The sequence below is a fragment of the Flavobacterium sp. genome, from assembly GCF_035299245.1.
GTDB lineage: Bacteria > Bacteroidota > Bacteroidia > Flavobacteriales > Flavobacteriaceae > Flavobacterium.
This window is the reverse complement of record NZ_DATGWY010000009.1, coordinates 38,599-64,027: the sequence shown is the minus strand read 5'-3', so window position 1 is coordinate 64,027 and position 25,429 is coordinate 38,599. Positions and strand designations below refer to the sequence as shown.

The following is a 25,429-nucleotide window of genomic DNA, read 5'->3' as shown; positions in this document are numbered from 1 at the left end:
AAGAGGTCAAGAAAATTATAAAAAAGACTAACAAAAACTTATTCATTTCTACTTTTTAAAAAAACCAGCTCGCCACAAAAATTGCCGTTATCACACAAATTAAATCCACCAACAGCATCGTTCCTAGAGTATAACGTGTGTTTTTAATTTTTACTGAACCAAAATACACAGCGATCACATAAAATGTGGTTTCGGCGCTGCATTGAAAAATAGAACTCAATCTTCCGGTGAGCGAATCGACTCCATAAGTATTCATGGCATCCAACATAAATCCTCTTGAACCACTTGAACTGAACGGACGAAGCATAGCAACTGGCAGCGAATCAGTGATTTCTTTACTAACACCAATATTGGAAAAAGCAAACGAAATTCCGTTACTCATAATTTCAAATAAACCACTGTTTCTAAAGAAGGAAATGGCCACCAACATCCCCATTACATAAGGAAAAATAGTAACGCCTGTTGTCAAACCGTTGCGAGCACCATTCACAAAAGTGTCAAAAACAGTAGTGCTTTTTTCTGAAAATTTCTTTTCATGGAAAAATGAAAATGCCAAAGTAAATCCGATGATTAAAATGAGCATCAATCCCGATAAATTGGCCGTGAAGAAGTTTTTCCCGATTAAATCCAATCGATTAATGTATAACAACAAACCTACAATGGCAGCAATTATAGTCATTATAGCCACCAGCAAAGTAGCGCTTTTGAAATTTATTTTTTGTCGAATTCCCACAATAATCATCGCCGCAATAGTTCCGATGAACGATGTAATGATACACGGAAGCATCACGTCAGCAGGATTGGCTGCATTGGCTGCTGCTCGATAACCAATAATCGATGTTGGAATCAAAGTCAATCCCGCTGCATGCAAACACATGAACATAATTTGAGCATCACTCGCTTTGTCTTTGTCGGGATTAATTTCTTGCAGACTTTCCATGGCTTTCAATCCAAATGGTGTTGCTGCTGAATCTAATCCAAGAAAATTAGCTGCAAAATTCAAGGTCATGTACGATATGGATTCGTGATTTTTAGGAACTGATGGGAAAACTTTAGAAAAAAGTGGACTTAATTTTCGGGCTAATTTTTCAGAAGCACCAGAAATGATTAACAATTCCATCAATCCACAAAAGAAAGCCAAATACGCCATCAAAGGCAAGATAATATCAAATAAACTGGTTTTACAAGTAGGCAACAAACCATCACTTTTTTGTTTTCCACTGTAAATTTTTACCGTTTTATTAGAAAAAACATAAGTAGTGTCTGCGTTTAAAGTATCACGATTGATTACCATTGTTTGATCGGGTGCTTTATCGATACTGTCTTTTATGAAAGCCGGAAGTTGTTCTTTGTATTTTTCAGATACTAGAATCGGATCATCTTTTTTCCCATTCAAGACATAATCAATAGAATAACTATTCCCCGAAAACAATGCTATCATCACAAAAATAATAGACGAAATAAATATAACAAGCCAAAACCTACTTAGAACCATAATATGTATTTTTCCGTAAATATAGGATATATCAAATAGCGTTGAAAATTATTTTATTTCAATTTCACGATTAGTAGAGGCTACAATTAAACAATTATTAAACTTTTGTCGATTATTTCTTAACATTATTACCTTTTTAAGTTTTGAATAGTATATTTGGCAAAAAATAAACTGCTATAACCTCATAAACACCCTTTTAAAAAATGAAAAACATTAGTTTATACTTGACTTTTATGGTTCTTTTTTCTATTGTATCTTATGGTCAATCTCCAGAAGAAGTTAGAGAAATAGTTCAAAATTATGACTTGAAACTTTTGAAAGAGAAAGAAGAATATTACAGAAAGCAAGAAGAAATAGAAAAAAAGAAAGCTATAGCTGCCGCCAACATCAATCATTGGCCATTAATAATTGTTAAAGATGATGGTTCAATTGCTGAATTGATGAAATTAACTCCAGACGGTTATCCTATTTATTATTCAACTGAAAATGTAAATGCAGCTCGAAGCACTAGAACCAATCACCTGCATTCGGGTGGTTCTTTGGGTTTGAATTTAGAAGGACAAGGAATGACGGTTAGAGTTTGGGATGGTGGAAGAGTTAGAGCGTCTCACAATGCATTTGGTGGAAGAGTTACTGTTGTAGACGATTTGACAGAAGCGTTGAATTTTCACTCTACTCACGTGACAGGAACAATGGTTGCTAGTGCCAATCCTGCTTCAGTTAAAGGAATGGCTCCACAAGCTACTGCCAGAACATTCAACTGGACTAACGATGAATCGGAAGCATTGTCCGAAATTCAATTAGGAATGTTGGTATCGAATCATTCTTATGGTGTTCCCATTTCAGGTGGAACTGGTCCGTTACCATCATGGATTATTGGAGCATACATTCCCGATTCATATGCATGGGATGATATTGCTTATTCATCACCTTATTATTTACAAGTTGCATCCGCAGGAAATGATGGTGACAACAATGCTAACACAGACCCAATAGCTTTTGGTTTTGACAAATTAGTCGGAAATAAAGTATCTAAAAACAATTTAGTTGTTGCAAACGCTCAAGATGTTTCCACCAATACTGATGGTACAATTTCGGGTAATATTAATATCAATTCTTCTAGTAGTCAAGGACCAACAGATGATTTACGAATTAAACCCGATATTACAGGCAACGGAACGGGTTTAACTTCTACTAATAGCACCAGCAATACCTCAACTACGGTTCTTACTGGAACATCGATGTCATCTCCTAATGTGGCAGGAAGTTTAATTTTACTTCAACAACATCACAACAATTTATATGGTTCTTTTATGCGTTCAGCAACCTTAAAAGGAATTGCTTGTCACACAGCCGATGATGCAGGTGATATCGGTCCGGATGCTGTTTTTGGTTGGGGACTTTTAAACACAAAGAAATCAGCCGAAACCATCTCTAATAACGGATTAACCTCTTGGATTTCTGAAGAAAACTTAAATCAAGGTCAAACATTTACAATGAATGTTAACTCTAATGGTACGCAACCTTTAATTGCTTCAATTACTTGGACTGATGTGCCTGGCGCAATTAATACTAGCGGCATTCCGAATGATCCAACCAAAGTATTAGTGAACGACTTAGACATACGAATCACAAGAAACGGAACCACATATTATCCATGGAGACTTACATCAGACCCAAATAATGCTGCTATACGAAATGGTGATAATAATGTTGATAATATTGAACAAGTTAAAATTGATAATCCAACAGCTGGTCAATATACCATAACTGTAACTCACAAGACAAATTTGGTCAACAACAGTCAAAAATATTCTTTGGTGATAACTGGAATCAATTCGACATTTGCTTTAAATTCAACTAGCTCAGATGTAACGGTTTGTTCTAATCAAAATGCACAATTTACCTTTAGTCATAATCAAACTGGCGCAGGAACAACTACTTTTTCTGCCGCTGGATTGCCATCGGGTGCAAGTGCAACATTTTCTCCTACTTCTTTGAGTTCTAACGGTACTGTAACCATGACAATTACTGGGTTATCAAATGTAACTCCTAATGAATATTTTGTTGGAATAACTGGAAATAATGGAACTGAAACTGAAACACGTTTAAAATCGTTGCGCATATTTAATTCTACATTCCAAAATGTGGTAATAACGAGTCCAACTAACGGGCAAAGTGGACTTTCAACTTCAGCAATCTTAAATTGGCAAGAACAAGCCAATGCACAAAGTTATCTTGTTCAATTGTCTACATCGCCTAGCTTTTCTACATTGTTAGTTAACCAAACAGTTACTACTAACGAATATTTTGCTACTGGATTGGACCAAGAAACTGTTTATTATTGGAGAGTTACTCCATCAAATCAATGTGGTAGTGGTAATTCTAGTAATTCAACTGTAAACTCATTCTCTACTGGAATCTTAGTCTGTGATCAATCATTTGTTGCAGAAGATTATTCCAACGCAACAATTGCTGACGTTCCAAATTCTAGTGCGAGCGTGCCTTTGACAATTACTGGCGGATATACGATTGGTGATATTAACATCAATTTGAATATTACTCACACTTGGGTTCAAGACATGACCATTTCATTAATTGGTCCACCATCAATTGGTAGCCCTGAAATTATTTTATTTCAGGAAGCTTGTGGAGACAACCAAGATATTGACTGTACATTAGACGATGATGGTGGTGCGCCACAATGTTCTGGAATTCCATCGATTTCTGGTAGCATTGCTCCTTTTGAAAGCTTAAGTTCTTTAAACACTCTTCCTGCGGATGGCGTTTGGACACTTTATGTTGACGATCCATGGGATAATGATGGTGGTTCAATTAACTTGTTTAGCATCGATTTGTGTAGAGTTACTCCTTCAACATTGTCAGTAGCTAGTTCTACGTTAAACAATGTAAGTGTATATCCGAATCCAACTAAAGGAACCGTAAATGTGATGATTCCGAATACTACTGAAAAATCAATAATTACACTTTTTGATTTACAAGGAAGGGAAATTCTGAAGAAAGAAACCAATCAAATCAATACTTCTTTTTCGATTGATTCTCTTCAAGATGGAATATACATGGTAAACATTGAAAATAGTAACGGAACGATTTCCAAGAAAATTGTTTTAAGAAGATAAATAAAAAAGGAGGTCAAAATTGACCTCCTTTTTTTATACATGTATGATTTCATCTTCAATTAATAAATCTTCTTTTCTGAATCTCAGAAAGACTTGGGCTACTGCAATCACGTCTTTTTCACAATACGTTACAATTCGGTCGATGTCTTTTTCAACATAAAAAACATGACCTACTTGACTGCCATCGATATCGCCTTTAGAGGAAGGAATTCCAAGTATTTTAGTCAAGAGTTTTAACGAAGTAAAATTTTTATAATCGCCAAACTTCCATAGTTCTAAAGTGTCGAGATGCGGAATTTCCCATGGTTTTTTTCCAAATAAATTAAGCTTCTGAGGAAGATTCATCTGATTGACAATCATTCTTCTGGCAATGAACGGAATATCAAATTCTTTGGCATTGTGTCCGCAAATTAGATGTTGCGCCAAATTGAAATGATTGTTCAACAAATTAGAAAAATCGTGTAAAATCTTCTTCTCTTCTCCAAAAAAAGAAGTGACTCTGAAATTTCGAATGTCAGCTTTGGTTACAAAATAACCCACCGAAATACAAACAATTTTTCCGAATTCAGCCCAAATTCCTGCACGTTCGTAAAATTCTTCTGGTGTGTAATCGTCTTTGCGTTGGTACAGCGTTTTTTGTTCCCAGAGTTGTTTCATTTCTTCATCAAGCGAATTGAAATGTTCTTCTTGAGGAACTGTTTCTATATCAAGAAACAAAATGTAGTCGAGTTTAATTTTTTCTATCATACTAAAATTTTTATGGCGTTGATACTACGAAGATAAAAAAATAAGTTTTGAAAATTAAACCCGACGGAACTTATTACGATTTTGACATTACAAAAGGTCCAGCTCTACCAATGGTAATAACCATTTCTTTTTCATCAAACTTGCTAATAGTCATCTGTGCTTGTTTGCCTGTTTTTGATGTAGTGTTGATTATTTTGTTGTCATTTTCCGAAAAACTCCATTGTGCTGGTTCTGATTTTCCCATCATAGTTAGCACTACTTCGGTTGCTTTGAATTCCAAACTTAAATCTTTGAACATCGTCATCACCATTTTTAATTCGTCGGCTTCCATCGATTCTTTGCCTTCAGCATCTTTGAATGTCCATTTTCCTAAAATGGTGTTTTTATCCTGAGCAAAATTGGATAAGGAAATAAATAATAAACCGATAATCAGTAGTGTTTTTTTCATAGTGTTTTTTTGAATTAGGAATAAATGTAAAATTAAAATTTTAGAATAAGCTTTGTTGTAAACTCGGGCTTTCGTGTTCCAACAACCATTTTTTACGCCACAAACCGCCGGCGTAACCCGTGAGTGAACCATCGGTTCCGATGACTCTGTGACACGGAACGACTATCCAAAGTGGGTTTTTACCATTGGCAGAAGCGACTGCGCGAATGGCTTTGACATCGCCTAGTTTTTTTGACAAATCAAGATACGACATTGTTTTCCCGAAAGGAATAGCGAGTAATTCTTGCCATACTTTCTGCTGAAAATCGGTGCCTTTTGGATTGATTTTGAAATCAAAATGCTGACGTTTGCCCTCAAAATATTCATTGAGTTGGGTAACTGCGTCTTTTAATTCCTTTGGAATTTTTTTAGAAAGTTCGCCTTCCTGAAGTATTGAAATCACAGAAACACCGTTTTCATCGCCTACAATTTTAGTGGTTCCGAGTGGCGATGGGATAAAAACAATTTGCTCCATGGTGTTTTGTATTGCCGAAAGATAAAAAAAATCACAAAGCCAAAAAAACTAATTTCTGTCTTTGTGATTTTAAAGTGAATACAAGTATTATTTTCCTTCGCTTTGCATGTATTGCTCGAGCGATTGGAGTTCTTCGTCGGTCATGGTTTTGGTGATGGCAAAATTGGCTTTCATCACTTCGTATTGAGAAGGATCAACCAAAGGTTCTGCTTCACCTTTTAAGAAAGTTACTATACTGCCGTTTTTTTCTTTGTATATTTTTACAATGTCTTGGATGCTGGGTCCAACAATTTTCACGTCTTTTTTGTGACAGGTGAAGCACGTTCCTTTGCCTTCGAAAATCTCTTTCCCTTTTTCAGCTAATGGAAAAGCATCATCAGTTGTGCTTTTTTCTTCGTTAGTAGTTGGTTTTGTTCCAAAATCTTGGTCTTCTTTTTTGCCTCCGCAACTCGTTACTAAAAATGTAAAAGCAGAAAATAAGAACAGTTTAAAAGACGTTTTCATTGTATTATTTTTAAATTCTACCCAAAGGTAGCAGTCTATTTTAAGGTTAACTATGATTTTTATCAGTGATTTAGTAGCCTAAAGTTGTTTTTCTAGCCCTGATGCAAGGGAAAAACCTTTTTTTAATTCCCATGGGTTTTAACCCGTGGCAATTAAAAAAGTTTTGGAAAGGCAGCAGGAACATGGATTACAAAAAAAGCCCAAGCCATTCGCTACTGATTCAAAAGAATCGCTGCTTCTTTGGCAAAATAGGTCGAAATTAAACTCGCACCCGCTCTTTTGATGCACATGAGTTGTTCCATCATGATTTTGTCGTGGTCGAGCCAACCTCTTTCTGAAGCGGCTTTGATCATGGCGTATTCACCTGAAACATGAAAAACGGTAACGGGAACATTTACCGCATTTTTGACTTCGCGAACGATGTCCAAATAGGCAATTCCGGGTTTTACCATGACCATATCGGCGCCTTCTTCTACATCCATTAACGCTTCTTTTACCGCTTCGATGCGATTAGCAAAATCCATTTGGTAGGTTTTTTTGTCTTTTGGCACCACAACATCGGCTTCTCTTGGTGCAGAATCTAATGCATCACGAAACGGTCCATAAAATGCAGATGCGTATTTGGCTGAATAACTCATGATTCCGACATTGTGAAAACCTGCTGCGTCTAAACCTTGGCGTAAACGCAAAACGCGTCCGTCCATCATGTCGCTTGGCGCTACAAAATCGGCTCCAGCTTGCGCGTGAGAAATGGCCATTTTTACCAGAGCGTCGTTGGTGGCATCGTTGGCAATGTCACCGTTTTCTATTATTCCATCATGACCGTAAATCGAATACGGATCGAGTGCCACGTCGGGCATTACAATCATTTCAGGACAAGCGGCTTTAATTGCTTTGATGGCACGTTGCATGAGTCCGTTGGGATTCCACGCTTCTTTTCCGGTGTTGTCTTTGAGACTTTCGTCTACTTTTACGTAGATGTTTACCGCTCGAATTCCGAGTGCGAAAAGTTCTTTTACTTCTTCGACAGTTAAATCGATAGAACGACGGAAAATTCCGGGCATGGATGGAATTTCAACTTTGATATTTTCGCCCTCTGCGATGAACATTGGAAACATAAAATCACTCGGACTTAATGTAGTTTCGCGTACCAACGAACGAATGGATTCGTTGACTCTTAAACGACGATTTCTTTGTAATGGAAACATATTTTTAACTTTATAATAGTGGTTAGCTTTCAGCGATTAGCTGTCAGCATGTAGCTTTGTTATTAATCCGTTTAGCATTTTTTTTATTTCTTCGTTTTGAAACAAAAGTTTTTGACCTTCTTCATTTTCAATAAACTTTAAATCAATACTCAACAATAACTGATATTCTAGTTCATTTGCTGAACCATATGCAAAATATAAAAATCTGCAAAAATCTTTATCTGAGTTTCTTCCACAACCTTCTGCAATATTTGTTGGTATTGAACTTGAAGATCGTTTCATTTGGCTAATTAAACCAAAAATTTCTTCTTTGGGATACTTAATGGTTGCATTATATATTTGTAATGTCAAATTATGTGATTTCTCCCATACTGTAAATTTTTTGTAATCTCTCATGGCTTATATAATTTTTAATGGCTTATAGCTAATTGCTGAAGGCTTAAAGCCAATCAACTGGTTTTTCTAATACTTGAATTAATTTTTCTTCTTCGCTTCCTTCTAAAGGATGATGATCATAATGCCATTGCACATGTGGCGGTAAACTCATCAATATACTTTCGATTCGGCCGTTGGTTTTGAGTCCGAAAAGGGTTCCTTTATCGTGTACCAAATTGAATTCCACGTAACGACCACGACGGATTTCTTGCCAAGTTCTTTGAGCTTCTGTATAAGGCAATTTTTTTCTTTTTTCTACAATGGGGACATACGCTTCTAAAAAACTATCGCCGACTTCGGTTACAAAATTGTACCAATCTTCCATCGAAAAATCATCGCTGGCTTTGCAATAATCGAAGAACAATCCGCCGATACCTCGAGCTTCGTTGCGGTGTGCATTCCAGAAATAGTTATCGCATTGTGTTTTAAATTTTGGATAGAATTCGGGATTGTGTTTGTCGCAAGCTGTTTTACACGTTTGGTGAAAATGTTGTGCGTCTTCTTCGAATAAATAATACGGCGTTAGATCTTGTCCGCCACCGAACCAACTGTTGATTACATTTCCGTTGTAATCGTACATTTCGAAATAGCGCCAATTGGCGTGAACGGTTGGCACCATCGGACTTTTAGGATGAATGACCAAACTCAATCCGCAGGCAAAAAAATCGGCTTCACCTACGTTGAACAATTTCTGCATCGAATCGGGTAATTTGCCATGAACGGCCGAAATATTCACTCCGCCTTTTTCAAAAACAGTTCCGTTTTCGATGACGCGAGTTCGTCCGCCACCGCCTTCTGGTCGTTCCCAAACGTCTTCACGGAATTTTGCCACACCATCGACTTCCTCTAATTTAGAAGTGATTTGATTCTGGAGGTTTTGGATGTAGGTTAGAAATTTATCTTTCATAAAAGCTATTAGCTAAAAGCTGTCAGCTCAGCTATTGTTTATACTCTTTAACTGCCTCTACAAATGCCTTAGCATGATCAACAGGAATATTCGGTAAAATTCCGTGACCTAAGTTGACGATATAATTGTCTTTTCCGAATTCGTTGATCATTTCGTGTACCATTTTTTTGATGGTAGGAATTGGAGATAATAATCTTGATGGATCGAAATTTCCTTGTAATGTAATTCTTCCTCCTGATAAATAACGTGCGTTTCGGGCTGAACAAGTCCAATCTACACCTAAAGCAGACGCTTTGGATTTGGCCATATCATTCAATGCAAACCAACATCCTTTTCCAAAAACGATAACCTTGGTGTCTTCCGCTAAAGCTTCTACAATTTGGTTGATGTAGTTCCATGAGAATTCTTGATAATCGACAGGAGAAAGCATTCCGCCCCACGAATCAAAAATCTGAATCGCGTTGCAACCTGCTTTTACTTTCTCTTTTAGATATAAAATAGTTGTATCAGTGATTTTTTGTAATAAAGTATGAGCTGCTACTGGATTTGAAAAACAAAAACCTTTAGCGGTATCAAAACTTTTCGAACCTTTTCCTTCTACTGCATAACAGAAAATCGTCCAAGGTGAACCCGCAAAACCAATCAATGGAACCTCATCGTTCAGCATTTCTTTGGTCAATTTTACCGCATCCATAACATAACCCAAAGTTTCTTGAATATTTGGAACAAACACTTGATTGACTTGTTCCATAGTACGAATTGGATTGGGAATAATTGGACCAAGATTGTCTTTTAATTCAACGTGAATGCCCATAGCGCGTGGCACAACTAAAATGTCTGAGAATAAAATTGCAGCATCCGGTTGAACAATTCGAATGGGTTGTACTGTAATTTCTGCTGCTAATTCGGGCGTTTCACAACGAGTGAAAAAGTCGTATTTGTCACGCAATGCTCTGAATTCGGGTAAATACCTTCCGGCTTGGCGCATCATCCAAACGGGTGGACGTTCAACTGTTTCGTTATTTAAAGCGCGAAGAAATAAGTCGTTTTTAATCATTTTTATATTTTATTTTAAACCTAATGAAAATTTTAGGGTTGATAATATTCTACTACCACTGTAATAAGGTCTTCAATTGTGGGATGAGATGCCATTACAATTCTATTTACTCTTTTTTGAATTAATGCTTTTGCGGTGGTTTGTCCAATACAAAAACACACTTCATCGGTGATTGTATTTTTTTTTAGATAACTGTCTACTCCAGATGGACTAAAAAATAAAAGTCCGCGTTGCTTAATAGTGTTCTTTTTGGGAGTTAATACTGTTTCATACACTTGAATTTCGTTGAAGTCAACTTTTGCTTTTTTGAGTGTCAATGGCAGGATATCCCGACGAAGGTTTCCGCTGAAAAACGTAAAACTTTCATGCGAATACACTAACGAAATAACTTCGGCTAAATCGGCAGCATTTTCTGCATAGGCAATTACATTACATCCATTTTTAGCTAATAATTCTTTTGACTTTTGACCTACGCAAAAAACATTTTTATTTTTTATCTCATTAAATTTCGGATGATTAATAACACTTTGTATACCATTTTGACTGGTAAAAATAAGATTGTCATTCACTTGGTCTAGACTAAAATCAATCGGCCGAGTTTCGATAAAATCCGATTGCGAAAGGGCAAATCGTGCTTCAGCCAAAAGTCGTTTTTGAGCTGGCAAAAGTTTTTTTGTAGATAATATTTTGATTCTGTGCGGCATTATTTTTTCAAGGTCTTTTTAATTTTCATCATCAATTCGGCACCACCCTTCTTTAAAATTTCCTGAGCGGAATTAAATCCTAATTTTTTCCATTCGGATAAATCAACCACTTTATTAATTTCTAATTTTTCTTTTCCATCGATGGAAAGCAAAACACCTTTAAAATCAATGGTGTCTTCTTGTTCGTTGTATTTTGCGATAGCACCAATAGGAGCGGTACATCCGCCTTCCAGAGTTTTTAAAAATTGTCGCTCTATATACGTACAAATTTCAGTTTCGATGTGATTGAGTTGCGACAAAGCGTCTAAAGTGAATTCATCATCAGCCATAGCCACAACTACCATTGCACCCTGAGCTGGCGCTGGAATCATCCAATCCAAATTGATATAATTCTCTGGTTTCAGGTTAATTCGTTCCAATCCGGCAGCGGCAAAAACGGCTCCGTTCCAATCGTTATCATTGAGTTTTTGCATGCGTGTATTGACATTTCCGCGTAAATCAACCACTGTATGATTTGGGAATTTGTTCCACCATTGTGCTTGGCGACGCAAACTTCCGGTTGCAATTGTAGCTTCGGTTTGAAGAAAATCTAAATTTCCTTTGTGAACTAAAATATCCAAAACATTGGCACGTTCTAAAACAGCACCTTGAACAATTCCGTTAGGTAAAGCAGTGGGCACGTCTTTCATAGAATGAACTGCGATATCAACCTGACCGTTAATCATGGCGATGTCTAAGGTTTTGGTAAAAATACCCGTAATACCCAATTCGTAAAGCGGTTTGTCTAAAATGATATCACCTTGTGATTTTACCGCAACAATCTCTGTAGTATAACCTAAATCGTTGAGTTGTTTTTGAACAGTGTGTGCTTGCCATAATGCGAGTTCACTATCACGAGTTCCAATACGTATTGTTTTTTTGGTCACTTTGTTTGTGGATTTTTAATTTCTCGCTAAGTCGCAGAAACGCAAAGTTTTTAGAAAAATGATTTCTCTTGTTCTAACTGAAACACTTTTTCAATCCATTCAATACCTTCTTCCATTGATTCACCGTCTTTTAAGTGATTCACGAAATGATTGGTGATTTTTTGAATGATTCGGTTGCTGATTAACTCGGCTTGCTCTTCGTCAAAGTTAGACATTTTTTTGCGTTGAAAGTTCAATTCTCCTTCTTTGATGGAGTTCAACTTCTCTTTTAAAGCTTGAATGGTCGGAGCAAATTTTCTGTTTTTGGCCCAAGCGATAAATTCTTCTTGAATTTCATGAATAATTGCTTCAGCGTGTGGAATGTAGAGTTTGCGATTTTCTAAAGTTTCATCCGTAATCTGAGATAAATGATCAAGGTGAATTAGGGTAACACCTTCAATATCGCGAACATTTTCGTTTACATTTCTCGGAATCGATAAATCTAAAATTAAAAGTGGTTTTTTTAGATTAAGTATGGTTTTGTCAACCGTTGGGTTTTGTGCTCCAGTTGCAACCACTACTACATCTGCTTTTTGTAATTCGAGTTGTAAATCGGCATAATCTTTAACAATCAAATCCAATTTTTGAGCTAATTTTTCTGCCTTATCTTTGGTTCTATTGATCAAAGTAATTTGCTCGTGCTTGGTGTGTTTTACCAAATTTTCACAGGTGTTTCTTCCGATTTTACCAGTTCCAAAAAGTAAAATATTTTTATTAGAAATATTTTCGATATTTTTAATGATGTATTGAACCGATGCAAATGAAACCGAAGTGGCACCTGACGAAATCTCAGTTTCTGTTTTGATTCTTTTACTGGCTTGAATAACTGAATTTATCAAACGCTCCATATAAGAGTTTACTAAACCGTTGGATTTACTCTCATTGAACGCCATTTTTATTTGGCTGATGATTTCAAAATCACCTAAAATTTGACTGTCCAATCCTGTTCCAACACGAAACATATGGTGAATCGCGTCTTGATTTTTATAGATGTAGGCTACTTCTTGGAATTCTTCTACAGTTCCTTGACTATTAGCACACAAAAGTTTAATTAATTGGTATGGATGTTGAGCAAAACCGTAAATTTCAGTTCGATTACAGGTAGAAGTAACGATTAACGATTCGATTCCTTCGGCTTCGGCTTGTATGAGTAAAGTGGCTTTCGCTTGTGCGTCTAAACTGAATTTTCCTCTGATTGATGCATCCGCCTTTTTGTAACTTAAGCCCAACGCATAAAACGAAGTGTGTTTTGGCATGTTAAAATTTTCCATATTTGCTCTTTCCTAAAAGTTCAACAAAACTATTACTATCCTTTTTATAAAAACAACGCTAGAAGTACTTTTTGTGTCGCTGAGCGATTTTTTATATCGAATTTGACTTTATAGCGTTATTTGTTATAAATTTGTAATGAAATCAAGTGTTTGAAACAATGTTATGTAGATTAATTCTAAATAACAAAAACCACTTGCTCACAACTTATATACGAAAAAATGTCGCTATGGGTTCTAAAGAAGTTATAACAATTGAAAATGATTTTACTTTAATTCGTTTTCAAAACGATGGAAATGAAAATTTCCACGTGAAACATCCCGTAAATCAAGGACTTATACAATTTCATTTTGGCATCAAAGGAAAAACAAAATTTGTCTTTAATGAAGGAAATTATGCCATTGATTTGCGTGATGAAAAAGCATTATTGTTTTATAATCCGCAAAAAGAGTTGCCTTTGGATTTAGAATTGGCTCCTAATACTTGGGTGATTTCGGTATTAATATCGATAAAAAAATTCCACGGATTATTTTCCACCGAATCCGAACACATTCCGTTTTTGAGTGAAGAAAACAAAGATCGTAAGTACTATAAAGAGTCTGATATTAGTCCGTCGATGGCCATTGTACTGAGTCAATTGTTTCATTACAATCTAAATCCGTCCATCAAAAACTTATATTATAAAGGAAAAGGCTACGAATTGTTGAGTTTGTATTTCAATCGTTCTGAAGATCCGAATGCCGAACAATGTCCGTTTTTAATCGACGAAGACAACGTAATGAAAATCAAAAAAGCCAAAGAAATTATCATAGCCAATATGGCTGAACCACCAGGTTTGGAAGAATTGGCCGAACAAGTAGGCTTGAGTTTGAAAAAACTAAAAATGGGTTTCAAACAAATTTACGGTGATACAGTCTACGGGTTTTTATTCGATTATAAAATGGATTATGCGCGCCAATTATTAGACAGTGGCTCTTATAATGTAAACGAGGTCGGACTCAAAATTGGCTACAGTACCGGAAGTCATTTTATTGCGGCATTCAAGAAAAAATTTGCCACTACACCCAAAAAATACTTGATGTCGATGAATCCAAATACCTAATTCAATTTATTTCGTATATCCAACAATAAATAAAAAATTGTTAACTCAATAAGTCAAAAAAGAAGTTTAACTACTTTTACAAACCCAACCCTCGAAGGGTTTGAAACCCTTCGAGGGTTGATAAAATACAAAAAACACAAACTATGAAAGGAGTATTACTCGTAAATTTAGGTTCGCCTGAAAGTCCAACTGCCAAAGATGTAAAGCCGTATTTAGATGAATTTTTAATGGATAAATACGTAATTGATGTTCCTTTTTTATTAAGAGCTTTATTGGTACGCGGAATTATTTTGCAAACGCGTCCAAAAAAATCGGCTCATGCGTATGCGCAAATCTGGACGGATGAAGGTTCGCCTCTGATTGTCATTTCCAAGAAAATGCACAAAAAAGTGGCACAAAAAGTGGACATTCCAGTAGCTTTAGCGATGCGTTACGGCTCAATGACCATCCAAAAAGGATTGCAAGAATTGAAAGATAAAGGCGTAACCGAAGTAATGCTTTTGGCACTTTATCCACAATATGCAATGGCTTCAACAACTACTATTTGGGCGTTGGCTGATGAATTGCAACAAAAACATTTCCCAGAAATGACCATCACTAAAGTTCCAGCGTTTTATAACAAACCCGACTTTATTCAAGCATTAGCCCATTCGATTAAAAAACACTTGGAAGGATTTGAATACGACCATTTATTGTTTTCGTACCACGGAATTCCAAAACGCCACATTCGCAAAACCGATGTGACTAAATCACATTGTACCATCGATGGAAAATGTTGTGTAACGGCTTCGCCAGCGCATGAATTTTGTTACCGTCATCAATGTTACGAAACCACTCGACAAGTAGTTGAATTACTCGGAATTCCCGAAGGAAAGTACAGTCAAACGTTTCAATCGCGATTGGCTGGTGACAAATGGTTAACACCTTACACCGATGTTGAAATCAATAAAATGCCCGAAAAAGGAATTAAAAAATTAGCTGTTGTTACTCCGGCTTTCGTTTCAGATTGTCTGGAAACTTTAGAAGAAATTGCCATGCGTGCCAACGAAGAATTCAAAGAAAATGGAGGTGAAGAGTTTTTTGCCGTTCCGTGTTTGAATGATGAAGACGAATGGTGTGGCGTTGTGGCTAATTGGATTAATGATTGGAAAAAATAGATTTTACACGATGCGTTTTGAAATTACATTCGATGAAAAGATATCAAGAGAACAATCCAAGAAATACTTTGAGCTGTATTGGAATGACTTTGTATCAAAAAATAATAAACGGTTATTTTATATCATCCCATTTGTTTTGATTGGAATAACAATAATTTATGGCAAAAGTAGTCTCGGCTATTTCTTTTTATTGATTGGATTGCTGATGCTTTATTTATATTTCACAAACTATCGTTACTATAAAAAAAACAAAACTCTTTTTAATGTTGATGTTGAAAAGCATATTTTAAACTATTCTTCAAACAACAAACTTTGCGTTTGGGAGTTCAAAGAAGAACAATTTTGTTATTCCGACTTCAAATTTGATTTAAAAATTAATTGGAGTTCCTTTTCAAAATATAGAATTATTGAAAATGATTTAATTTTAGAGTTAAGAGATAATTTAATTGGCAATTTCTTTTTGAATAAAGAAGAAGTCGGAGCTGTTCACTTTGATAAAATAATTCTTTTTTTAGAAGGAAAAATTAAAAACAACTAATGGAATACTACAACTACATCAAATCACTTCATCTCATCTTTGTTATCACATGGTTTGCTGGTTTGTTTTACATTGTTCGTTTGTTTGTCTACCAAATTGAAGCCAACGAAAAACCATCGCCCGAACGCGAAATTTTGCTTCAACAATACAAAATAATGACGTATCGTCTGTGGTTCATCATTGCGTGGCCAAGTGCCGTTTTGGCTACACTTTTTGCGGTTTGGTTGTTAGTTTTAATGCCAAGTTGGCTACAAATGCCGTGGATGCATGTAAAATTGGGATTCGTTTTGGCGTTGTTTTTGTACCACTTTAAATGCCATCAAATTTATTCGCAATTGCAAAACGACCAATTCAACTACTCGTCCAATTTTATGCGCCTATGGAATGAAGGTGCGACAATTATATTGTTTGCAGTGGTTTTTTTAGTAATTTTAAAAAATGAATTCAACTGGATTTATGGTGTTGTTGGAATAATTTTATTTTCAATTTTGATAATGCTTGGATTTAAATTTTACAAACGAATACGTGAGAAAAAATAAGCTTTCAGTCGCCGTTGCCGTTTTCAAAACTGAGACTAAAAACTGAGACTGAGACTACAAAACATGTTTAACTTCTTCAAAATAAAAGCGCTATCTCTTCGAATTAGGATTTTCCTATCTATGATTGTTTTGATATTAGTCGCTTCGGTTTTGATGGCTTCGATTTCGATTATTCAGTTCAAAAACGAAGCGCGTGGTTATCATCAAGAACGATTGGAACGCAAGGAAACAGCCATTAAAGAACACATAAACTATGTGCTTTCCAACACCACGTATCCATTAACTGAGAACAATTTACCGCTGATTTTTAAAGACGAAATTCACGAATTAGCCGACATTCACAATCTCAATCTCAATATTTACAACCTAAAAGGTAAATTACTTATTTCTTCCAAAGCCTCTTTTTCGGTAGACAGTGTTTCGCCGCCCATTCCGAATTACATCTTAAAGCTCGTTCAATCCTCAATTGAAAAGCGTTATGTTGATGTAAAAAGCGTAGACGGAATCAAAAATCGCTCTTCGTTCAGCCAAATTAAAGACGACAAATTCAAACCGCTGGGAATTCTGAATTTGCCTTATGTAGATGACGATGATTACTATGAAGAAGAACTTCGTGCATTTTTAATTCGCCTAAGTCAAGTATATTCATTCATGTTGATTGTAGCCTTTGCTTTGGCGTATTTCTTGGCGAGTTACATCACCAAATCACTGAAAACCATTTCGGATAAAATCAATGAAACGAGTTTGAACCAGAAAAACGAAAAAATTGTTATAGAAGCCAACAGTCGAGAAATTAATTCGCTAATCAATGCTTATAATGCAATGGTAGATAAATTAGAAGAAAGCGCCACCATGTTGGCTCAAAGCGAACGCGAGCAAGCATGGCGTGAAATGGCAAAACAAGTCGCACACGAAATTAAAAACCCACTGACACCAATGCGACTGACCGTTCAAAGTTTCCAACGAAAATTTGATGCTGAGGATCCAAATCTGAAACAAAAACTAGACGATTATACCAAAACACTCATTCAGCAAATTGATACCATGAGTTCGGTTGCTTCTGCGTTTTCGAATTTTGCTTCAATGCCTGCACAACAAAATGAAAGTTTGAATGTAGTGGATGTAGTCGAATTGGCTTTGGATATTTTCAACGAAGATTTCATACAGTTTGAAAGTAATAAAGAAGAAATTATTGCCAAATTAGATCGTACTCAACTGATTCGAATCATTACGAATTTGGTAAAAAATGCTATCCAATCCATCCCCGAAAACCAAGAATTTAAACGTGTTTTAGTTTCGGTGAAGGAAGAAAACGAACATGTTTTAATTCAAGTTGAAGACAACGGAACTGGTATAGAATTTGAAAACAGAGAACATGTTTTTGAGCCTAAATTCACCACCAAAACAAGTGGAATGGGATTAGGTCTCGGAATTATCAAAAATATTATTGAAAATTACAAAGGAACTATTACTTTTGAAACTGAACTCGGAAAAGGAACTACATTTACCGTTTCAATTCCGCTAATTGAAAAATAAACCATGAGCTTCGAAAACATCATCGTAACTTCTGAAAACGGAATCGGACAGATTACTATCAATCGTCCATCAAAATTAAATGCTTTGAATGTAGCAACCATCCAAGAATTGCACAACGCCTTTGAACAATTGGATGCCAACACCGAGATTAGAGCAATCATCATCACAGGCGAAGGTGAAAAAGCATTTGTTGCGGGTGCGGATATTTCTGAATTTGCTCATTTTTCAGTTGAAGAAGGTGCGCAATTGGCACAACAAGGTCAGGAATTATTATTTGATTTTGTCGAAAATTTACGTACACCTGTACTAGCTGCTGTAAATGGTTTTGCATTGGGTGGCGGATTGGAATTGGCTATGTCGTGTCATTTTAGAGTGGCTTCTGATAATGCCAAAATGGGATTACCTGAAGTTTCTTTAGGTGTTATTCCGGGTTACGGAGGAACGCAACGTTTGCCACAATTAGTAGGAAAAGGAAGAGCAATGGAATTAATCATGACCGCCGGAATGATCGATGCTGAAACGGCAAAATCGTATGGATTAGTGAATCATGTAGTGCCGCAAGCTGAACTTTTAGAATTCACAAAGGGAATTGCTACTAAAATTTTACGAAACTCTCCTGTTGCTATCGGACAAGCCATAAAAGCGGTAAATGCCAATTTTAAAGACGGTGTAGACGGATTTAAAACTGAAATCAAATCGTTTGGAAAATGCTTTGGTACCGAAGATTTCAAAGAAGGAACAACGGCATTTTTAGAGAAAAGAAAAGCCAATTTCACTGGAAAATAAAAACAAAAACTAATAACCTCTAAAACCCTTTTAAATGAAAATTAAATTTTTGGCAATGGCATTGTTCGTTGCGCTCTTTTCTGTTGTGTCATCCGCTCAGGAAATAAATTGTAAAACCACAAAAAGCGAAGTATTCAAAGACGAATACAAATATTCTAACATTGTCTTGGTTGAAGAAGATGGAAACGGTGGCGTTTTCATTGTTCGTTGGTACCGCGGAGGCGTTTTCTCTTCAGGTATGGGCTACTACTTCGAACACTACGATTCCAATTTAAAACTGATTAAAGAATTTGAATATGAAATGAAATACTCAGAAGTCATTAAACAAAGTTCTGTTATAGGAGTGATTACAAATGGTAACGATGTTTCTTTAATTGATTTTGTTTACGATAAAAGTCAAGGAGCGTACATTTGTAGTGCTTTGACATCGAACATGAATGATTTCAATTTCAAATCAAAAGAATTATTTCGATTGAACAGTGAAGAAATCAAACAATTTAGTTTTCTGTCGGGTGGCGGTTTTGACAAAGATTCGGGCGCTTCGATGATCATTAATGAAGATAAAACTGCTTTTGCAGTTACGGTGGATATTAAAGACAAAAAAAGTGAAACTCACAAACTGTATTTATTTGATTCTGCTTTAAACAAAAAAATTGACCATACTTTTAAAAGAGACATTAAGGACAGAAAATTCATTTACGAGAACATTGATGTGTCTAAAGACGGAAACACTTTGTATCTTTTAGGGAAAGTATTTACCGACGAAAAGAAAAAGAAAAAAGATGGTGGTCGCTATCAGTTTGAGTTGACTCAAATCACAAAAGATTCAGAGAAAACTCAGGTTTTTGATACTGAAGAACATTATTCTCGTTCATTAAAAACCATTATTTTTCAAGATCGTCTAACTTGTATTGGTTTTTATTCGGATAAAAATGACAACCGTTACAAAGGAATTAGTTATTTCGAATTGGATCCAAAAACCTTAGAAATTAAGAAAACCAAATTCAATCCGTTTACCGAGCAATTCATGATTGACAAATACGGAAAAGACAAAGACAAAGAGTTGAAAAACCTTTCGTTCCGTCAATTATTGATTACACCTAACAACGAAATTGTTTTCAATGCTGAAGAATTTTACATTACTGTTCACACTTATTCTTCTCCAAATGGCGGCATGCAAACACGAACCATTTATCATTACGATGACATTGTAAGTGCAAAAATCAGTTCAGCAGGAGATATCGTTTGGGCAAGAAACATCAACAAAAGACAAGCTACTAGTGGAGACGAATCGTACATTTCGTATACATCAACTGTAAAAGGCGATGACACTTTCTTCTTTATCAACACAGGTGAAAAAGTGAAAAAATTAAGTAAAGATCGTATTCAATTTGGACAAACAAGTACCAAAAAATCAAACTTTAATGTGATTAAAATTACCCCGAATGGTGATTTTGATTACCAAGAATTGTTAGACGATAAAGACAATGAAGTTCCGTTTATGGTTTCTGACGGAGCGATTTCTGGAAACTCAGTCTATTTTGTAGGACGAAAAGGAAAGAAAAAGCAACTACTTAAAGTTACATTATAATGTACAAAAAAGGCACTTCTTTAAAGTGCCTTTTTTTATATTTCTCCATCCCATTCGGCATAAAACTGAGCCAAGAAATGCTCCATAAACTTATGGCGTTGTTCGGCTAGTTTTTTACCCGTTGGAGTATTCATTTTGTCTTTCAACAACAGTAACTTCTCGTAAAAATGATTGAGTGTAGGCGATTCACTGTTTTTGTATTCTTCCTTGCTCATGTTTAATTTTGGAGGAATCGCTGGATTGTACAACTGACGATTTTTGAATCCGCCGTAGTTGAACGTTCGCGCAATTCCAATCGCACCCAACGCATCCAAACGGTCGGCATCTTGAACAATTTCGAGTTCTTTTGACGTAAATTTCTTTTCAAAATTACCGCCTTTGAACGATATATTTTCGATGATACTGATTACGTGAACAATTGTTTCTTCTGAAGCATTTTGAGATTCTAAAAACGCTCGCGCTACTTTTGGCCCAACCGTTTCATCGCCGTCATTGAACTTACTGTCGGCAATGTCATGAAGCAATGCTCCTAATTTTACAATCGTCAAATCGCATTCTTCGTCTGAAGCAATGAGCAATGCGTTTTTATACACTCGTTCAATGTGAAACCAATCGTGTCCGGCCTCAGCATTTTGGAGTTTTTCTTTTACAAATACTATGGTGTTATCAATCAATGACATGAATTTGAAGTTAAAAAAATCCTCTCTTTTCAGAAAGGATTTAGGTTTGTATTCTATTCTTTTTATTTAATTACTTAATCAAAGCAGGTTCTACCCATTTGAAAATTTTAGTTTCATCTGGAAGCACTAATCGCTCTGAAATTTTCGCCATTCTCGAGGGCAATTTCATTAAATAATCACGTGCTTTTTCGGCTTCATCAGTGAGATTGCTGACTTTTGAAATGTCCCACTTATCAATTAATTTCTGAAGAATATCAACATAATCGCTAGCGGTATAAACGCCTATTTTTTGTGCAGAATTGGAAAATTCTTCAAAAGCAGTACTGATTTTTTGCCCTGATTCTCTTAAAAAATGCGCCGGCATTGTAATTTTTTGTTTCATCATGTATTGAAACGCCAACATCATTTCGCTTGGATCTACTTTGAAAATTTGATTTACAAATTCACTGTATGCATGATGATGACGCATTTCGTCACCTGCAATCAACTTGCATAATTTTGACAATTTCTTATCCCCAAATTCCTTAGCAATTTGCGACACACGATTGTGAGAAACATAAGTTGCTAATTCTTGAAAACTCGTATATACAAAGTTTTTATACGGGTCTTTTCCGGTTCCGATGTCAAAACCATCATTGATTAAGTGATGTGTAGTCACTTCTACTTCGCGCATGTTTACGCGGCCTGATAAATACAAATACTTGTTGAGTAAATCGCCGTGACGGTTTTCTTCTCCGGTCCATTCACGCACCCAACGCGACCAACCATTTCTTCCTTCGTTATCTACGCCTTCTACTTCCATCAACCATGATTCGTAAGTTGGAAGTGCTTCTTCAGTAATAGTGTCGCCCACCAGAACTACCCAAAAATCATAAGGTAATTCTTTGGCAATTTCGCGCAATTCTTTCACTTCTTCAATAAAATTTTCACTTTCAGAATTGGGCAGTAAGTCGCTAGGTTGCCAAATTTTATCCACTGGAATTAAAAATTGGTCAACAAAACTATCGACGTTTTTTTCTAGAAATTGCATGACTTCTAGACGGATGTTTTTTATAGACATTATAGTTTAAATTTTAGACTTTAGATTTTAGATTTTAGATTTTGAATACACTTTGAAAATACATTTTAATATTTTAGTGATTGTACGACTGCTGATTCTGTTTTTTGCATCAACTCTTCAAAAGAATATTCTTTCACAGGAATAGCCTCGTGAATGATGAACTCCATTTTGGTTCCCAATCCCATCGGAAAGGCGCCAAATTTTACCATTTTCCATGAATTGTTGATGGTAATTGGCACCACCACTGCTGATGGAGCAAATTTGCAAAGAATTTTCAATCCGCTTTGAGCAAATTCTTTGGGTTTACCTGTTTTGCTTCGCGTGCCTTCTGGAAAAATGACCGCACTTCTTTTGTGCTTTTCTATGTATTCAGCCAAACCTTTGATGACCGGAATGGCTTGTTTTGGGTCTTTTCTATCAATAAGAACGGAACCACCATGCCGTAAATTGTATGAAACACTCGGAATTCCTTTTCCTAACTCTTTTTTACTGACAAATTTGGCGTGGTGTTTTCGTAAATACCAAATGATTCCGATGATATCAAACAAGCTTTGGTGATTGGCAACAAAAATTATTGGAACATTTTCGGGAATACTTTCTTTATTTTTAAACGAATAGGTTGTTCCCAAAATATTGGTACAACGCACCAAAAATAAATTCAGATAATCAACGCTGACTTTGTGTGCTTGATAGCCAAATAGATTAAAACAAATCCATTGAATCGGGTGAAAAATCACTAATGAAAGTCCGAAACACAAATAATACACTACCGAAATAGGATAGGAAATTATCTTCTCCATGAATTATAAAAAATTGATGGTAAAAGTACGGAATAAAATTGGGTTTTACTCCCAATTAAAAGTCAAACTTCAACTGAACTACGACAGTTTTTTTTACTTCGGTATTGAGGTTATTGAGCGAAATGCCGAGTAATCGAACCGAGTCTTTTAATCGTTCTTGGTAGAGTAATTCTTTGGCAGTTTCAAATAGCAAGCCTTTATCCGAAATGAAATACGGCAATGTTTTACTGCGGGTTTGTTGTGTAAAATCGGAGTATTTTATTTTTAAGGTGACGGTTTTCCCTGAAATGGAATAGCGTTTGAGACGTTTTTCGAGTTCTTCGGCGATTCGTTCCAGTTTTTTTTCCATGAAAATTTCCGAAGTCAAATTTTCGTTGAAGGTATGCTCGGCTGCGACTGATTTAGTGGTTCGATTGGGTTTTACTTCACTATTGTGAATGCCGCGCACGATGTAATAGTAAAATCCGCCGCTTTTTCCGAAATGTTCTTCGAGGTATTCTTTGGTTTTTGATTTTAGATCTTTGCCCGTGAAAATGCCCAATTGGTACATTTTTTCAGTAGTGACTTTTCCGATGCCATAGAATTTTTTAACGTCGAGGTTTTCTAAAAATTCTTCAACTTCGTTTGGACTTACTGTTTTTTGACCGTTGGGTTTGTTGTAATCGCTGGCTACTTTGGCCACAAATTTATTGATGGAAATTCCGGCTGATGCGGTTAGACCGACTTCTTCAAAAATACGTTGTCGAATTTCTTGCGCTATCAATGAAGCACTTGGATTTCCTTTTTTGTTTTGCGTAACGTCGAGATACGCTTCATCAAGTGAAAGCGGTTCAACTAAATCGGTATAATCGTGAAAAATTTTGCGGATTTTCTTCGAAATTTCTTTGTAGCGATCAAAACGCGGGCGAACAAAAATTAAATCCGGACACAATTTTTTGGCTTGAACTCCACTGACGGCACTTCTGACTCCAAATTTTCGGGCTTCGTAACTGGCTGCAGAAACGACTCCACGCACTTCACTTCCGCCAACAGCAATGGGTTTTCCTTTGAGTTCGGGATTGTCCATTTGCTCGACCGAAGCGTAGAATGCGTCCATATCTACATGGATTATTTTACGAAGTTTAGGTTCTTGCATACTGCAAATTTAATTATATTTGGGATATCTAGCCCTGACAGAAGCGGCATCCTCCGATGGTAAAAAAAAAAGGCTTTGCCTGTAGTTTTTACCAATCGGAGATACAGCGAATGGCAGGAAATAGCTTCAAAAAAATAAAATGATAGAAATAGAACGTAAATTTTTGGTTACATCGAATGATTTTAGGGATGAATCAGAAGTACAATTTGAGATTGCTCAAGGGTATTTGAATTCGAATCCGGAGCGCACAGTACGAGTTCGAGTGAAAGGCAATAAAGGATTCCTGACGATCAAAGGAAAATCGAGTGAAAGTGGTGCATCACGATTTGAATGGGAAAAAGAAATTGCAGTTGATGAGGCGAAACAATTGCTTTTGTTGTGTGAAAATGGTGTGATTAAGAAAACGCGTTACCATATACAAAAGGGTAAACATTTGTTTGAGGTAGATGTTTTTTACGGTGTCAACGAAGGTTTGGTAATGGCCGAAATAGAGCTTAGTGACGAAAACGAAGCATTTGAAAAGCCCAATTGGCTAGGAAAAGAAGTTACAAATGACCAACGCTATTACAATGCTTATTTGAGTAATTGTCCGTTTACTACTTGGTAATTATTCTTCGATGATTTCGATGGTTACTTTTTGAATTCCCGAGCCTTTGTTTGAGGCAATCATCATGAATGCTTTTTTAGACAAATCAATTTCCCTTCCTTTCACAAATGGACCGCGATCGTTTACTGTCACCACTACCGATTTTTTATTGGAAGGATTGGTAACTTTTAACTTGGTTCCGAATGGGAATTTTTTGTGCGCTGCAGTGAATTTGTTGTGATCGTATTTGGCTCCACTTGCTGTTTTTCTGTTGTTGAATTTATCAGCATAATAGGATGCAACTGCGTTTTCTTTATGTAATTTGAGTTTGAGTTTTGGCTCAACCAAACTGTCAATAATATCATCGGCAGTAGTGACTTCAATGATTTTTGTAGCAGTTGCCTTTTTTATAGTGTCGGTTTTGGGTTTCTGTGCCAAAATTGGATTCATCATTAGCATTGCAATGATGAATACAGACAGAAACGATACGATTGAAATATTTTTTTTCTTCATAAAAATAGTATTT

At 36.0% G+C, this 25,429-nt stretch carries 26 protein-coding genes; 9 read left to right on the top strand and 17 right to left on the bottom strand.

What is annotated here, in order from left to right:
- Positions 1-55 precede the first annotated feature (55 nt).
- Positions 56-1,495, bottom strand: a complete 1,440-nt coding sequence (locus tag VK161_RS06435) for a nucleoside recognition domain-containing protein (protein WP_324213944.1) — start codon at positions 1,493-1,495, stop codon at positions 56-58.
- A gap of 203 nt (positions 1,496-1,698) precedes the next feature.
- Here VK161_RS06435 and VK161_RS06430 point away from each other — a divergent pair, with 203 nt between their 5' ends.
- Positions 1,699-4,635, top strand: coding sequence for a S8 family serine peptidase (locus tag VK161_RS06430; RefSeq protein ID WP_324213943.1), 2,937 nt, complete (start codon positions 1,699-1,701; stop codon positions 4,633-4,635).
- A gap of 33 nt (positions 4,636-4,668) precedes the next feature.
- Here the strand turns inward: VK161_RS06430 and VK161_RS06425 are convergent, their stop codons facing one another.
- From VK161_RS06425 to hemA, 11 genes are all read right to left on the bottom strand, one after another.
- Positions 4,669-5,382, bottom strand: coding sequence for a 3'-5' exonuclease (locus VK161_RS06425; RefSeq protein ID WP_324213942.1), 714 nt, complete (start codon positions 5,380-5,382; stop codon positions 4,669-4,671).
- Positions 5,383-5,455: 73 nt separating this feature from the next.
- Complete coding sequence (locus tag VK161_RS06420) at positions 5,456-5,830, bottom strand: hypothetical protein (RefSeq protein ID WP_324213941.1); 375 nt, start codon at positions 5,828-5,830, stop codon at positions 5,456-5,458.
- A gap of 40 nt (positions 5,831-5,870) precedes the next feature.
- Positions 5,871-6,344, bottom strand: coding sequence for a methylated-DNA--[protein]-cysteine S-methyltransferase (locus VK161_RS06415; RefSeq protein WP_324213940.1), 474 nt, complete (start codon positions 6,342-6,344; stop codon positions 5,871-5,873).
- Positions 6,345-6,431: 87 nt separating this feature from the next.
- Positions 6,432-6,848 carry a c-type cytochrome gene (locus VK161_RS06410; RefSeq protein WP_324213939.1) on the bottom strand — a complete coding sequence of 139 codons (417 nt, stop codon included), beginning with the start codon at positions 6,846-6,848 and terminating at the stop codon, positions 6,432-6,434.
- A gap of 212 nt (positions 6,849-7,060) precedes the next feature.
- Entirely contained in the window at positions 7,061-8,056 is a 996-nt protein-coding gene (hemB, locus tag VK161_RS06405) for a porphobilinogen synthase (protein ID WP_324213938.1), read from the bottom strand.
- A 36-nt stretch (positions 8,057-8,092) separates the two neighbouring features.
- Complete coding sequence (locus tag VK161_RS06400) at positions 8,093-8,452, bottom strand: four helix bundle protein (RefSeq protein ID WP_324213937.1); 360 nt, start codon at positions 8,450-8,452, stop codon at positions 8,093-8,095.
- A gap of 43 nt (positions 8,453-8,495) precedes the next feature.
- Positions 8,496-9,398, bottom strand: coding sequence for an oxygen-dependent coproporphyrinogen oxidase (gene hemF, locus VK161_RS06395; RefSeq protein ID WP_324213936.1), 903 nt, complete (start codon positions 9,396-9,398; stop codon positions 8,496-8,498).
- A 31-nt stretch (positions 9,399-9,429) separates the two neighbouring features.
- Positions 9,430-10,455 (bottom strand): uroporphyrinogen decarboxylase, encoded by a 1,026-nt coding sequence (gene hemE, locus VK161_RS06390; protein ID WP_324213935.1) that lies wholly within the window; start codon positions 10,453-10,455, stop codon positions 9,430-9,432.
- 32 nt (positions 10,456-10,487) lie between these two features.
- Positions 10,488-11,159, bottom strand: a complete 672-nt coding sequence (locus VK161_RS06385; protein WP_324213934.1) for a uroporphyrinogen-III synthase — start codon at positions 11,157-11,159, stop codon at positions 10,488-10,490.
- A complete protein-coding gene (gene hemC, locus VK161_RS06380; protein WP_324213933.1) occupies positions 11,159-12,085 on the bottom strand; it encodes a hydroxymethylbilane synthase in 927 nt (308 codons plus the stop codon). Before hemC ends, VK161_RS06385 begins: the two co-directional genes overlap by 1 nt.
- A gap of 50 nt (positions 12,086-12,135) precedes the next feature.
- The gene (gene hemA, locus VK161_RS06375; protein WP_324213932.1) at positions 12,136-13,395 is read right to left on the bottom strand and encodes a glutamyl-tRNA reductase; all 1,260 of its coding nucleotides are present in this window, start codon (positions 13,393-13,395) and stop codon (positions 12,136-12,138) included.
- A gap of 227 nt (positions 13,396-13,622) precedes the next feature.
- Between hemA and VK161_RS06370 the strand changes: the two genes are divergently transcribed.
- From VK161_RS06370 to VK161_RS06340, 7 genes are all read left to right on the top strand, one after another.
- Positions 13,623-14,495: an AraC family transcriptional regulator gene (locus VK161_RS06370; RefSeq protein WP_324213931.1), complete on the top strand. Its 873-nt coding sequence runs from the start codon at positions 13,623-13,625 to the stop codon at positions 14,493-14,495.
- A 143-nt stretch (positions 14,496-14,638) separates the two neighbouring features.
- Positions 14,639-15,652 carry a ferrochelatase gene (gene hemH / locus VK161_RS06365; protein ID WP_324213930.1) on the top strand — a complete coding sequence of 338 codons (1,014 nt, stop codon included), beginning with the start codon at positions 14,639-14,641 and terminating at the stop codon, positions 15,650-15,652.
- Positions 15,636-16,190: a hypothetical protein gene (locus VK161_RS06360; protein ID WP_324213929.1), complete on the top strand. Its 555-nt coding sequence runs from the start codon at positions 15,636-15,638 to the stop codon at positions 16,188-16,190. The genes hemH and VK161_RS06360 overlap by 17 nt, the downstream gene beginning before the upstream one ends.
- Positions 16,190-16,729 carry a CopD family protein gene (locus VK161_RS06355; RefSeq protein ID WP_324213928.1) on the top strand — a complete coding sequence of 180 codons (540 nt, stop codon included), beginning with the start codon at positions 16,190-16,192 and terminating at the stop codon, positions 16,727-16,729. Before VK161_RS06360 ends, VK161_RS06355 begins: the two co-directional genes overlap by 1 nt.
- 120 nt (positions 16,730-16,849) lie before the next feature.
- On the top strand, positions 16,850-18,265 hold the full coding sequence (locus tag VK161_RS06350; RefSeq protein ID WP_324213927.1) for a sensor histidine kinase: 1,416 nt from the start codon (positions 16,850-16,852) through the stop codon (positions 18,263-18,265).
- A 3-nt stretch (positions 18,266-18,268) separates the two neighbouring features.
- Complete coding sequence (locus tag VK161_RS06345) at positions 18,269-19,051, top strand: enoyl-CoA hydratase/isomerase family protein (RefSeq protein WP_324213926.1); 783 nt, start codon at positions 18,269-18,271, stop codon at positions 19,049-19,051.
- 34 nt (positions 19,052-19,085) lie between these two features.
- Positions 19,086-20,642 (top strand): hypothetical protein, encoded by a 1,557-nt coding sequence (locus tag VK161_RS06340; protein WP_324213925.1) that lies wholly within the window; start codon positions 19,086-19,088, stop codon positions 20,640-20,642.
- A 35-nt stretch (positions 20,643-20,677) separates the two neighbouring features.
- On the opposite strand, the gene VK161_RS06335 is transcribed toward VK161_RS06340, so the two are convergent.
- The 4 genes from VK161_RS06335 to dinB form a co-directional block, all read right to left on the bottom strand.
- Positions 20,678-21,322 (bottom strand): HD domain-containing protein, encoded by a 645-nt coding sequence (locus VK161_RS06335; RefSeq protein ID WP_324213924.1) that lies wholly within the window; start codon positions 21,320-21,322, stop codon positions 20,678-20,680.
- A 70-nt stretch (positions 21,323-21,392) separates the two neighbouring features.
- Positions 21,393-22,382, bottom strand: coding sequence for an acyl-ACP desaturase (locus tag VK161_RS06330; RefSeq protein ID WP_324213923.1), 990 nt, complete (start codon positions 22,380-22,382; stop codon positions 21,393-21,395).
- Positions 22,383-22,447: 65 nt separating this feature from the next.
- Entirely contained in the window at positions 22,448-23,182 is a 735-nt protein-coding gene (locus tag VK161_RS06325) for a lysophospholipid acyltransferase family protein (protein ID WP_324213922.1), read from the bottom strand.
- Positions 23,183-23,237: 55 nt separating this feature from the next.
- The gene (gene dinB / locus VK161_RS06320) at positions 23,238-24,317 is read right to left on the bottom strand and encodes a DNA polymerase IV (protein WP_324213921.1); all 1,080 of its coding nucleotides are present in this window, start codon (positions 24,315-24,317) and stop codon (positions 23,238-23,240) included.
- A gap of 139 nt (positions 24,318-24,456) precedes the next feature.
- Here dinB and VK161_RS06315 point away from each other — a divergent pair, with 139 nt between their 5' ends.
- Positions 24,457-24,924, top strand: coding sequence for a CYTH domain-containing protein (locus tag VK161_RS06315; RefSeq protein WP_324213920.1), 468 nt, complete (start codon positions 24,457-24,459; stop codon positions 24,922-24,924).
- Here VK161_RS06315 and VK161_RS06310 read toward each other — a convergent pair whose 3' ends face one another.
- Positions 24,925-25,416, bottom strand: coding sequence for a septal ring lytic transglycosylase RlpA family protein (locus VK161_RS06310; RefSeq protein ID WP_324213919.1), 492 nt, complete (start codon positions 25,414-25,416; stop codon positions 24,925-24,927).
- Between the last annotated feature and the right edge of the window lie 13 nt (positions 25,417-25,429).